10 protein-coding genes and 1 pseudogene are annotated in these 11925 nt (G+C 58.3%); all 11 read left to right on the top strand.

Annotated elements, in window-relative coordinates:
• Positions 1–828: 828 nt before the first annotated feature.
• A pseudogene (gene ltrA / locus KGB18_RS09830) lies at positions 829–1536 on the top strand (group II intron reverse transcriptase/maturase); the annotation flags it as partial.
• 351 nt (positions 1537–1887) lie between these two features.
• The gene (locus KGB18_RS09825) at positions 1888–2799 is read left to right on the top strand and encodes a LysR family transcriptional regulator (RefSeq protein ID WP_223569745.1); all 912 of its coding nucleotides are present in this window, start codon (positions 1888–1890) and stop codon (positions 2797–2799) included.
• 186 nt (positions 2800–2985) lie between these two features.
• Positions 2986–3828, top strand: a complete 843-nt coding sequence (locus KGB18_RS09820; protein WP_223569744.1) for a transporter substrate-binding domain-containing protein — start codon at positions 2986–2988, stop codon at positions 3826–3828.
• A 53-nt stretch (positions 3829–3881) separates the two neighbouring features.
• Positions 3882–4703 (top strand): amino acid ABC transporter ATP-binding protein, encoded by an 822-nt coding sequence (locus KGB18_RS09815; RefSeq protein WP_317850970.1) that lies wholly within the window; start codon positions 3882–3884, stop codon positions 4701–4703.
• A 10-nt stretch (positions 4704–4713) separates the two neighbouring features.
• The gene (locus KGB18_RS09810; protein WP_223569743.1) at positions 4714–5385 is read left to right on the top strand and encodes an amino acid ABC transporter permease; all 672 of its coding nucleotides are present in this window, start codon (positions 4714–4716) and stop codon (positions 5383–5385) included.
• 10 nt (positions 5386–5395) lie between these two features.
• Positions 5396–6061, top strand: coding sequence for an amino acid ABC transporter permease (locus tag KGB18_RS09805; protein ID WP_223569742.1), 666 nt, complete (start codon positions 5396–5398; stop codon positions 6059–6061).
• 37 nt (positions 6062–6098) lie between these two features.
• On the top strand, positions 6099–6980 hold the full coding sequence (locus tag KGB18_RS09800) for a dihydrodipicolinate synthase family protein (protein WP_223569741.1): 882 nt from the start codon (positions 6099–6101) through the stop codon (positions 6978–6980).
• 58 nt (positions 6981–7038) lie between these two features.
• A complete protein-coding gene (locus KGB18_RS09795; protein WP_223569740.1) occupies positions 7039–8082 on the top strand; it encodes a 4-hydroxyproline epimerase in 1044 nt (347 codons plus the stop codon).
• Positions 8079–9377, top strand: a complete 1299-nt coding sequence (locus KGB18_RS09790) for an NAD(P)/FAD-dependent oxidoreductase (protein ID WP_223569739.1) — start codon at positions 8079–8081, stop codon at positions 9375–9377. The genes KGB18_RS09795 and KGB18_RS09790 overlap by 4 nt, the downstream gene beginning before the upstream one ends.
• Positions 9374–10855 (top strand): aldehyde dehydrogenase family protein, encoded by a 1482-nt coding sequence (locus tag KGB18_RS09785; RefSeq protein ID WP_223569738.1) that lies wholly within the window; start codon positions 9374–9376, stop codon positions 10853–10855. The genes KGB18_RS09790 and KGB18_RS09785 overlap by 4 nt, the downstream gene beginning before the upstream one ends.
• 11 nt (positions 10856–10866) lie before the next feature.
• Positions 10867–11889, top strand: coding sequence for a proline racemase family protein (locus KGB18_RS09780; protein ID WP_223569737.1), 1023 nt, complete (start codon positions 10867–10869; stop codon positions 11887–11889).
• Positions 11890–11925 lie beyond the last annotated feature (36 nt).

The raw sequence follows: 11925 nt of genomic DNA, 5'->3' as shown, positions 1-11925 counted from the left end.
AATATACGAATACGAAAAAACGCCGCTCATTTGAGCGGCGTTTTTTTTGGTGCGCCAGGCATGGCGCGTTGCGCGAAAGCGCAACCAGTTTGGCTGTGGTGGCCACGCTGGTGACTTGGAGGTGAAAGTCCTCTACACACCCGGCAAGGGGAAGTGTTAGCCAGAGGCAAGGGTGTCGCGGGCGACTGCGAATCTGAAGGAAGCCCGAGGCAAAATGCTGGCCTGACGAACAGGAAGCGGATTAGGCGGTGCAGCGGGGTAAGGTAGCCAAAATTGCCAAAGCCCAATACTTGCGTGTGTCACGAACGCGGGCGTAAGCCAGCGATGCTGTATCGAAGATGGGAGTAGGCCTCCCGAAGTCCGCTTGCAGGAGCTGGCTTCAAACCGCCCGGTGCTGCTGCGTTCAAAAGGCGTGGTGGTGAGCGACCGTGGAAAAGGCGTCAATAAAGGCGTCAGGTACGTATTGAGCAGATGAGCGAAAGCAAACCGTCCGAAGACGCATCGTTAAGGGCTCAAGCGCTGTCAGAACCGAGGCTGGCAAGTAGCCTTGGGAGCAAGTCTGGAGGACACCTGCTTACCGTCCAGATGGCAGCCGGTGTATAGGCGGCATGAGCTCAATACAGGCTTTGATATGGAACGTGAGAACCTCGCCTTTGATGCCAAGGGAAATGACAAGCGGCTATCACCGCAAGAAAGAATACCGATGCAAAGGCCGAGGGGCGGAGCCATTCGTAGTAGTGATGAAGTTCTTGTAATGAGAATGGAGCGAAGGGATGGCGTTGCCCAGCTCGCTTATGTCGTCAACCGGCTTCGGCGGGGAAGAGCGGTATGAGCGCAGCAAAGTCGTACAGCATTTCCAAACTGATAGTTTGGGAGGCCTTCCAGCGAGTGAAAGCCAATCGAGGAGCCGCTGGGATAGATGAACAGTCTATTGCCCAGTTCGAGCAGAAGCTGCAACGGAACCTGTACAAGGTTTGGAACCGCATGTCGTCGGGTTCCTATTTTCCGCCACCGGTTCGGCAGGTGGAAATTCCGAAGCAATCAGGAGGCAAACGCAAGCTGGGTATTCCGACAGTAGCCGATCGGGTGGCTCAGACCGCCGTCAAGCTGCTTATAGAGCCGCGTCTGGACCGTCTTTTTCATTCGGATTCCTATGGATACCGGCCGGGAAAATCAGCCAAACAGGCGGTCGAGATCACTCGCAGGCGCTGCTGGAATATGAATTGGGTGGTGGAGTTTGATATCAAGGGGGCTTTTGATCATATCGATCATGAGCTGCTGCTCAAAGCTGTGAGGCATCATGTGAAGGATGTCTGGATTCTGTTGTATATCGAACGGTGGCTTAAAGCGCCGTTTGAGACTGCTGACGGCGTTCAGGTATCACGTGAAAGCGGTACACCCCAAGGTGGGATTGTCAGTCCCTTATTGATGAATCTGTTCATGCACTATGCGTTCGATGCCTGGATACAACGGACTTTTCCAGGTTGTCCATTTGCACGCTACGCCGACGATGCGGTGGTTCACTGCCGTACGGAACCGTACGTACGGTGGTGTGAGAGGACGGCGGATGTAAATCCACCTCCTACTCGATTGCGTACTTTATTGGGCTTCGCTAAGAGGAGATCAAAATCGCCTACGGACATCATTCTGCTCACATCTACAGCCTTAAACTGGATCGAACATCTGCCCCAATCCGCTCGAACCGTCTCTATTGCGAGTGCTCGGGTCAGTTGCCACACGAACATCGCGCCAAGGTCGCTTTGTGGGCGTTGGCAGGTTTGTTCACGGCCAGGCTCCTGAGAATATTTCCGTTGTGGAGCTTGTAGCCAATCTAATTGGTGAGTTAAATCTTTAAGTTCTTACGTTAACTTTCGGAAAAACTCACCCATGAGCAAGAAAAACCCCCTGACCCAGGTCAGCGATTTCGATTTGCGCTTGCTTCGATTGTTTAAAACGGTGGTGCAATGTGGCAGTTTTTCCGCCGCTGAAAGCACACTCGGCATCAGTCGCTCGGCGATCAGTTTGCACATGAGCGACCTGGAAAAGCGTTTAGGCATGCGGCTATGCCAGCGAGGGCGCGCCGGGTTCGCGCTGACCGATGAGGGCCGGGAGGTTCTGCGTTCCAGTGAAGCGGTGCTGGTAGCGATCGAGGGATTTCGCAGCGAGGTCAATCAGTTGCACAGCCAACTGCGCGGCGATCTGAACATCGGCGTCATGAACAACCTGGTGACACAGCCGAAAATGCGCATCACGCGCGCCCTGAAATCACTGCGTGGCCAAGGGGATGGCGTCACGATCAACCTGAGCATGAGCACCCCCGGGGAGATTGAGCGAGGCCTGTTGGACGGGCGCCTGCATGTCGGGGCAATCCCGTTGATTACGCCACTCTCGGGGCTGGAGTACAGCTTGCTCTACGAGGAGCGCTCGAATCTTTATTGCAGCTGGGAGCACCCGTTGTTCGGTCAGGCAGAGGAGGTGAGCAACGACAATCTGCGGCATGTCGATGCGGTTGTCCCGAGCTACCGAATGACCGCTGAGGCGATCGGTCTTCATCACCTGCTGGAATGTTCGGCGACCGCCACGGACCGCGAAGGCATCGCATTCCTGATCCTCACGGGCAGCTACATCGGCTTTCTTCCCGACCACTTCGCCGCCGGCTGGGTCGAGAAGGGGTTGATGAAACCCCTTGCGCCACAGCGCCTGTATTTCGATGCGCCACTGGCCGTGGTCACCTCGAAAAGCCGTCGACCAAGCCTGATTCTCGACCACTTCCTCGAAGCCATTCAGCGAACTCTTTAGTTTTCCCCCTCCCCAAAGCGGTCGTCCGACCGCTCGGTCATTTTCCTCATGAATTTTTTCGACGCGTGTTGACAGTTCGATTCATTCAAATCTATCTTGCATACAGCGCTGCACACATGACGGCGCACAGTGATGTTGAGTTTGTACCTTCCTGCCTACAAGAACGAAATCATCGGAGAGGTCAAAATGGCTCGGTTCCTTCCACGCTCCATCCGCAACATGCTCGTTTGTGCATCCGCTATCGGCGCGTTGCTCACTCAGGTCCCAGCCCAGGCGGCTGATGTTTCACTCTGGAAAGACATTCAGAAAGCTGGGGTTCTACGCTGTGGGGCTGCCGTGGCGGCGCCTTATGTCATGCGCGATGCCCGTTCGGGTGAATACAGCGGCTACTTCGTGGACCTGTGCCGCGACTTCGGCGAGAGAGTGTTGAAGGTCAAGGTCGAGTTCGTCGACACCAACTGGGACAACCTTGTGGCAGGTTTGCAAGGTGGCAAGTGGGACATGGCCATGGCGCTGAATCAGACACCTGAACGCGCACTGGCAGTCAGTTTTTCGGTCGCCGCGACCGACTATCAAGTCTCATTGCTGATCAACAAGGACAACCCGAAACTGGCGAGTGCCGGCAACGCCGTCGCGGACTTCGACAAACCGGACGTGACCTTCGCGGTGATGTCAGGTACCGCCCAGGACAAGGCGATTTCGTCGGTCGTCAAGCAAGGCAAGATCATGCGCCTGCCGGGGATGGATGAAGTGCGTCTGGCGGTCATGTCCAAGCGCGCCGATGTACTGGTCGATGCCAGCGACACCAATCACTTGTTTGCCGTGGCCAACTCGGGCTGGACGAAGGAAGTCCTGCCCAAACCTGCGCTGGCCAAACAGGGTGTCGCGTTCGGTGTCCGTCGAGACGTCAGTGCCGCGGACTTGCAGACCTTGAACATCTATCTCACCCAGCGTCGTGAGACCGGTGAAATCGATGCACTGGTCGACAAGGCTTCGCAACTGGCCAACGCCGACAAAACCCTTCAGTAAACCCCGCCGATGTCGAGCGCGCAGCGAGCTGCGCGCTCGACGGAGAATGTTCGATGAATACTTCCAATCTAGCGGCGGTGCCGCCACGGCCCCTGCACGCCTGTGAAACGAAGAGCACTGAGTTCATTCAGCTGCGCGACGTCTATAAGTCCTACGGTGAAAATCTGGTGGTGATGGACCATCTGGACCTGGATATGCGGGCCGATGACCGCCTGGTGATCATCGGTCCCAGCGGTAGCGGTAAAAGCTCTTTGCTGCGGGTGATGATGGGGCTCGAGAGCATTCAGGGCGGGACCATCCGTTTTCAGGGCAACCCTTATATCGATGGCAACGCCCGGGGCAAAGGCAAGCCGATGGACTGCTCGCTGCAAACCCAGGTGGGCATGGTGTTTCAGCATTACACGCTGTTTCCGCACCTGTCGGTGCTGGGCAACCTGATCTTGGCACCGATGAAAGTCCATGGTTTGACCAAGACTCAGGCAACCGAGAAGGCTCAGACATTACTGGCTCGCCTGGGCCTGGAAAGCAAACTCAACGTCTACCCCAGTCAGTTATCGGGAGGCCAGAAACAGCGTGTGGCGATTGCCCGCGCGCTGATGCTCGAGCCCAAGCTGATGCTGTTCGATGAGGTCACATCTGCACTCGACCCCGAGATGGTCATCGAGGTGCAGAACGTGATGCTGCAGCTGGCCGAACAGAAGATGGCGATGATCATCGTCACCCATGACATGCATTTCGCCCGCCATATCGCGACCCGCGTGGTGTTTTGCGCCAACGGCAAAGTGGTCGAGCAAGGCCATCCCGATCAGTTGTTCACTCAACCCAAGGAAGCCCGCACCCGCGAGTTTCTGGAAAAAGTGCTGCACCTGGACTGAGGAGGCGATCATGAATTATCAATTCGATTTCAACTTCCTCAGCGGCAATTTCGGTCTGTTGTGGGATGGCCTGAAAGTCACTCTGCAGCTGGCGCTGGTGTCGAACATTGTCGGGCTGGTGCTGGGGTTTGGCCTATGTCTGCTGACCTTGAGTCGCTGGTTTTTCCTGCGTTGGCCGGCACAGCTGTTCATCGAGTTCTTTCGTTGCACGCCGGTGCTGCTGCAAATCGTCTGGTTCTTCTACTGCGTGCCGATGCTCTTCGACGTGTTCATCGACCCGATCACCATGGGCGTGCTCGCCCTGGGGCTGAACCTCACGGCATTCAACGCCGAAGCCTATCGGGCGGGCGTGCAGGCAGTACCGCGTGAACACCTGGATGCCTGCATTGCATTGGGCTTGCGCCCATGGCAGCAAACGCTCTACGTAATTCTTCCGCAAGCGCTACGCAGTGCTATCCCTGTGTTGATGACCAACGGCATCTCGATCCTTCAGCAGAGTGCGCTGGTGGCGATCGTCGCCGTGGCGGACCTCATGTATGTCGGCAAAAGCATCGCGACCGAAGCCTACCGCCCGCTGGAAACCTACTCGCTGATCGCGCTCATCTACTTCGCCCTGTCGCTGCCGATTGCTCAGTTCGTGCAGTGGCTGGAACGTCGCCAGGACGCTGCGCTCGCGCGCTGAGGAGACTGTCATGAATCTTGATTTCACCGTGGTGTTCTCCTACTGGCAAGCCTTGCTGCAGGGGCTGGCACTGACGCTGGCGTTCACCGTGGGCTGCGCCATTCTGGGCAGTTTGTGCGGTTTTCTGTTGAGTCTGTTGCGAGCGTCCCGCAGTCGTTGGTTAAGCGTGCCGGCCGGTCTCTATGTGGAGCTGTTTCGCGGTACGCCGCTGCTGATTCAACTGTTCTGGGTGTTCTTCTGCTTCCCGGTGGTGTTCGGCATCGATGTACCGCCCTACGTTTCGGTGCTGCTGGCGCTGACCCTGTACATGACCGCCATCACCAGCGAGACCTTCCGCGGCGCGCTGAAATCCATCCCCGGCGAACAGCACGATGCGTGCGTCGCATTAGGTCTGGCGTCCTGGAATAAAACGATCTTTGTGGTGTTTCCCCAGGCCTTGCTCCGGGGCATTCCGCCGCTGCTCTCCAATGTGGTTTCGCTGTTCAAGGAGAGCGCGCTGATTTCCTCGGTGGGCATCGCCGACCTGATGTTCGTTGGCCAGAACATCTCCAACAGCACGGCTCGCCCGGTCGAGTTTCTCTCGGCGGTGGCCGTCATCTATTTCCTCGTGGCATTCCCGTTGACCCGTCTGGTCGGCGTGATCGAGGCACGGATGCTGCGACGTTATGCGTACTAACCCAACCCTGTCATCCAACTTAAGTGGAGTGTCTTCAATGACTCAACTCAAAGGCATCCTGCCTGCTCTGGTCACGCCTTTCGACAAGACCGGTAACGTCGATTACGACATGCTCAGCAACATCATCGAGTTTCAGCTCAAGGCCGGCGTCAAAGGCTTCGTCCCTCTGGGCTCTACCGGCGAGTACTACGCACTGACCAACGAAGAGCGCCGTCAGGTATTGGCGAACGTGCGTGAAGTGGTCGGTGACCGTGGCTTGCTGATTGCCGGTGCCAATGGCTCTTGCACCCGTGAAGTCATCGAACAGGTGAAGCAGACCCGTGACGCGGGTTACACCAATCTGCTGATCGCTCCGCCTTATTACGCACTGCCATCGCAGGAAGAGCTGATCGGTCACTACCAGGCGATTCTCGATGCGGCACCGGATATCAATGTGGTGTTGTACAACTACCCGGTACGCACCAACGTTGAAGTCGGCTTCGGCGTGCTGGAAGCGTTCAAGGACAACGAGCGCGTGATTGGCATCAAGGAAAGCAGCGGCAACCTGCTGCGCGCCATCGAAATCGGCGGCACCTACAAGGATAACTACCAGTTGTCCTGCGGTTCCGATGACCAGGCCCTGGACTTCTTCCTGTGGGGCGCGACCAGCTGGATCTGCGGTCCGGCCAACTGCCTGACCCAGCAGGTCTGCGACTTTTACACCAAGTACACCAGCGGCGACCTGGCGGGTGCCCAGGCCATCGTCCGCTCGCTGTTCCCGGTATTGGCGGATATGGAATCCGGCAAGTTCATTCAGAAGGTCAAGTATGGCTGTGAGTTGGCCGGCTTCGAAGCCGGCATCGCGCGGATGCCATTGCAACCGCTGACCACCGAGGAAAAGGCCAGCTTCCGCAAGGCCTTCGAACTGGCTCAAGGTTAAGGGTGCCTGCCGCATCGGTCACCACGCCGGCCGGTGCGGCTCTACGGAGTGATATGACATGACCCGACACGTTTTCAACTGCATCGAAGGCCATACCGAAGGCATGCCGGTGCGTATGGTCGTCGCTGGAGCGCCGGAGCTTAAAGGCGCGACCATGAGCGAGCGACGTGAACATTTCATGGCCGAGTTCGACTGGGTGCGCCGCGCCTTGATGCTTGAGCCACGCGGCCATTCACACATGTCGGGAACGATTTTCTATCCGCCGATGCGGGCCGACAGTGACTTCAGTCTGTTGTTCATCGAGACTTCCGGCTGCCTGCCGATGTGCGGACATGCCACCTTGGGTTCCATTACCTTCGCGCTCGAGGCCGGTCTGATTGAACCGAAGGTTCCGGGTACGGTGGTGGTGGATGTTCCAGCGGGCCAGATTCACGCCACCTACACCCGCAGCGGCGATAAAGTCAGTTCGGTGTGTTTCACCAATGTGCCGTCCTTTTTACTGCACCGGGATCTGACTATCGACTTCCCGCCATTGGGTCCGTTAAAGGTCGACATTGCCTATGGCGGCAACTTTTATCCGATTGTCGAGATGCAGCCCAATTACCCGGGTTGTGAACATTTCAGCCCGCAGCAGCTGCTGGACTGGGGACGGCAAATGCAGGATCTGGTCAACCAATCCATCGACGTGATCCATCCGGAAAACCCGGCGATCAAGGGCGTCAAACACTGCATGTGGACAGGCGCGCCGCTGTCGGCCGAGTCCCAGGGACGGGCGGTGGTCATTGCTGGGGCCAGCCTCATCGATCGTTCCCCCTGCGGCACTGGCAGCTCGGCCCGGGTCGCGCAGCGATTTGCCCGTGGCTGGCTGGCCGAAGACGCTGCTTATCGCCATGAAAGCCTGATTGGCAGTTTTTTCGTCGGTCGTGTGGCGCAGCAGCTTGAATTGGAAGATGGTCGCTCTGCGATTCGCCCCAGTATTGAAGGGCGGGCGTGGATCACCGGGCGCGCCGAGTTTATTGTCGACGATACCCAACCCTGGTGGGACGGCTTCAGCCTGGAAGATTTTGCCGCTCCAACCTCTGTTCAAGAGACTTTTCTATGACACCTCTGCAGGCACCTGCACAAGAACCCATCCTGCGCGAAAAGGCCGTCGTGGTCGGCGGCGGCATCGTTGGCGTCTGCTGTGCGCTGTATCTGCAACGGGAAGGTTATGCGGTCACCCTGATCGACCCGGCAGCGGCGGGGGACAGCACTGCCAAATGGAGTTGCGGGCAGATGGCGGTCAGCGAGGTCATTCCGCTGTCCAAGCCCGGGATCCTGAAGAAAATCCCCGGTTGGCTACTCGACCAGAAAGGCCCGCTGGCGTTAAGACCGGGCGCACTGCCCGGCATCCTGCCGTGGTTCCTGCGGTTTCTGGCCTGCGCCCGGCACTCGAAAATCGTCGAGATTTCCGAGGACATGGCAACGCTCACGCACCATGTCTATGAGGACTATGCACCATTGCTGGACGCATGCCCGGATAAGAACCTGATGGGGCAGAGGCCGATCATCGAGGTGTTCGATTCGCCCTCGGGGCTGGATCACGAACGGCCACATCTGGAGCTGCGCAAAGCCCTGGGCTTCAAGTCCGAAGTGCTGGACCGCGCCGCTATCTCGGATCTCGAACCTTCCCTAGCGGGTAAATTCAGCCATGGCCTGTTGTTTCCGGATTGGCGCGCGGTCAGCGATACCGAAGGATTTATCGCGGCACTCACGCAAAGCTTTATCGATCAGGGCGGTGTTCGTGTTCGTGCACAGGTCAAACGCATCGATGAGGTGGCTGACCGTGCCAGCGGCGTCACCCTCACCAACGGCGAACGTTACGCGGCCGACCATGTGGTGATTGCCGCGGGAACCGGTTCGCGACAGTTCTTCGAACAGATCGGTGCTCAGGTTCCTTTGGCTGGCATCGCCGGCTACCAGGTGCTGTTACCGACACCGGGGGTGGAGGTTCGCCATTCGGTGATCTATGCCGATGGCGGGTTCTGCTTCAGCCCCATGACCCGCGGCCTGCAGATCGGTGGAACCATCGAGTTCGCCAGCCCCAACGCCGAACCCAACTTCAAACGTGCCGACATCATTCTTGAGAAAGCCCGAAAAATATTACCCCAGTTGCAGCTGGAAAACATCGAGTACGGCGTCGGCTATCGCCCGTTTCTTCCCGACACCAAGCCCATCATTGACCGCAGCAGCCGTCTATCGAACGTATTCCTGGCGTTTGGCCACGGCCAGCTCGGCCTGACATTGGGCGCCACGACCGGGCGACTGATTGCCGACATGGTCGCCGGTCGCACACCCGCCCAAGACTTGAGTCCTTTTAGCGCCAGGCGCTTTGCCCTTTTTGGAGACCACGCATGAAATCCTATGATCAGCTCTATATCGACGGCCAGTGGGTTCGCCCGAAGCAAGGCGGCACCTTTGACACCATCGACCCCAGCAATGAGTCGGTTATTACTCAGGTCGGGGCGGCAACGGCAGAAGATGTCGACCTGGCGGTAAACGCCGCGCGCCGTGCCTTCGATGAAGGTCCGTGGCCGCAAATGACCGGAGCTGAGCGTGCGACGGTTCTGCGGGCAATCGCCAGTGGTATTCGCGAACGCCAGGACAAGCTTGCCGAGTTGGAGGTTCGAGACAACGGCAAACCGTTGCCCGAAGCCCTTTGGGACATTGGTGATACGGCGGGCTGCTTCGATTTTTACGCCGACCTGGCCGACGATCTCGATGGGCATCGTGAACAGAACATTTCGCTCGCGGATGAACGCTTCACTTCTATCGCGCGCAAGGAGCCAATGGGGGTTGCCGGGGCCATCATTCCCTGGAATTTCCCGATGCTGATGGCCGCCTGGAAAGTGGCCCCTGCTTTGGCTGCCGGTTGCTGCATGGTGCTCAAACCATCGGAACTGACGCCGTTGACCGCCCTGGAACTGGCGGATATCGCCCATCAGGCCGGTTTGCCTGCAGGCGTGCTCAATGTCGTGACCGGCCTCGGGCCGGAGGCCGGCGCACCGCTGAGCGAGCATCCGGGTATCGACAAGCTGGCTTTTACTGGGAGCGTTCCGACAGGCACCAGGATCATGCAAGCCGCCGCCCGAGATATCAAAAACATCAGCCTGGAACTGGGTGGCAAGTCACCGTTCATCATCTTCGATGACAGCGATATCGAGGCGGCCGTCGAATGGATCATGTTCGGGATTTTCTGGAATCAGGGCGAGGTGTGTTCGGCGACGTCCCGGGTGCTGGTCCAGCGTGAGCTGTATGAGCCTTTGCTCAAGCGCCTGGTAGAGCAGACCCAAAGTCTGAGCATCGGCAACGGGATGAGCGAAGGCGTGCTGCTTGGCCCACTGGTAAGCCGCGGCCAGTACGACAAGGTTCTGGAAGCCGTCGCCCGTGGTCGGGAGGAGGGTGCAACACTGCTCACCGGCGGCACCCGCCCGGCGAACTGCGACAAGGGTTATTTCCTGACACCGGCGATCTTTGCCGACGTTCCCGAGGACAGCTGGATCTGGAAGGAAGAAATTTTCGGGCCGGTGGTGTGCGTTCGTCCTTTCGACGATGAAGCTGAAGCACTGCGCAGCGCCAACGACTCGCGCTTCGGACTTGCCGCTGCAGTCATGTCGCGAGATCTGGAGCGAGCCGAACGCGTCGCCCGGCGACTGCGAGCGGGTATCGTCTGGATCAATTGCTCGCAACCGACCTTTACCGAAGCCCCTTGGGGCGGGTACAAACAAAGCGGTATCGGCCGTGAACTGGGGGAGTGGGGGCTGAACAACTACCTGGAAACCAAACAGATCACCCGCTATGACAGCGAACAGCCGTGGGGCTGGTACATCAAGTAAAGGAGCCCGTTATGCGCTGGAAAAAAACGCTGCAAATGGCCGATGTGCACTGTGAGGGCGAGATCGGCAAGGTCATCACCGGTGGGGTCATTGATATTCCCGGCAAGACCATGCTCGACAAGATGAATTACATCAACGAAGTCGACGACAGTCTAAGACGGTTAGTGATTCTCGAGCCGCGCGGCTGCCTGCAAATGTCGGTGAACCTGCTGTTGCCACCGACCCGGCCCGAGGCCCAGGCCGGGTTCATCGTGCTGCAGGCGGACAAGGCTCACCCCATGTCCGGCAGCAACTGCATCTGTGTGGTGACGGCGCTGCTGGAGCTTGGGATGTTGCCGATGGAGGAGCCGGTTACCACGGTCGTGCTGGATACGCCTGCCGGTCTGGTGACCGCTCGTGCGCAGTGCAAAGACGGGCGTTGCATGAGTGTCTCTCTGGATATGGTGCCGTCCTTTGTCGAACAGCTGGACGCCCCGATCCAGACGGCAGAATTCGGCTGCATCAAGGCTGACATCGCGTTCGGCGGTGTGTACTACGCACTGGTGGACGTGGATCAGGTCGGTTTGACCATCGCCCCCGAGAACGCCCGTGAACTGGCGACTCAGGGTGTTCGCCTGAAAGCGCTGATCAATGAGCAGGTGAAGGTCAGTCACCCATTGTTCAAAGAACTCAATGAAGTGGCCTATGTGATGTTCCGCAACCGTCTGGACAAGAGCACCTACCAGACCTGCACCACGCTGCCTCCCGGGCGGGTTGATCGCTCGCCCTGCGGGACGGGCAGCTCGGCGAATCTGGCGACCTTGAGTGCACGGGGCCTGGTGGAGGTGGGGGACAAACTCACCTCGCGCTCGACCATCGGGGGTGAGTTTCAGGTCGAACTGCTGGGGCTGTCAGAGGTGGGCGGCAAACCGGCGGTTCTGCCCAGAATCACCGGGCGGGCCTGGATATACGGGTTGCATCAGATAGGGATCGACCCGGACGATCCCTTGGCCGCAGGCTTCATGCTGAGCGATACCTGGGGTGAAGGTTTTTAACTATCCCAAGGCCGGTGTTAAAGTTGCAGGCTGGTC

The sequence above is a fragment of the Pseudomonas sp. BF-R-26 genome (assembly GCF_019947395.1).
Classification (GTDB): Bacteria; Pseudomonadota; Gammaproteobacteria; order Pseudomonadales; family Pseudomonadaceae; genus Aquipseudomonas; species Aquipseudomonas farris.
Note: the sequence above shows the minus strand (reverse complement) of the source record. Positions and strands in the feature narration are given on the sequence as shown.

What these genes read in the sequence shown, in the direction of transcription:
- KGB18_RS09825 (WP_223569745.1), top strand. Translation starts at nt 1,888, where the DNA reads ATGAGCAAGAAAAACCCCCTGACCCAGGTCAGCGATTTCGATTTGCGC.
- KGB18_RS09820 (WP_223569744.1), top strand. Translation starts at nt 2,986, where the DNA reads ATGGCTCGGTTCCTTCCACGCTCCATCCGCAACATGCTCGTTTGTGCA.
- KGB18_RS09815 (WP_317850970.1), top strand. Translation starts at nt 3,882, where the DNA reads ATGAATACTTCCAATCTAGCGGCGGTGCCGCCACGGCCCCTGCACGCC.
- KGB18_RS09810 (WP_223569743.1), top strand. Translation starts at nt 4,714, where the DNA reads ATGAATTATCAATTCGATTTCAACTTCCTCAGCGGCAATTTCGGTCTG.
- KGB18_RS09805 (WP_223569742.1), top strand. Translation starts at nt 5,396, where the DNA reads ATGAATCTTGATTTCACCGTGGTGTTCTCCTACTGGCAAGCCTTGCTG.
- KGB18_RS09800 (WP_223569741.1), top strand. Translation starts at nt 6,099, where the DNA reads ATGACTCAACTCAAAGGCATCCTGCCTGCTCTGGTCACGCCTTTCGAC.
- KGB18_RS09795 (WP_223569740.1), top strand. Translation starts at nt 7,039, where the DNA reads ATGACCCGACACGTTTTCAACTGCATCGAAGGCCATACCGAAGGCATG.
- KGB18_RS09790 (WP_223569739.1), top strand. Translation starts at nt 8,079, where the DNA reads ATGACACCTCTGCAGGCACCTGCACAAGAACCCATCCTGCGCGAAAAG.
- KGB18_RS09785 (WP_223569738.1), top strand. Translation starts at nt 9,374, where the DNA reads ATGAAATCCTATGATCAGCTCTATATCGACGGCCAGTGGGTTCGCCCG.
- KGB18_RS09780 (WP_223569737.1), top strand. Translation starts at nt 10,867, where the DNA reads ATGCGCTGGAAAAAAACGCTGCAAATGGCCGATGTGCACTGTGAGGGC.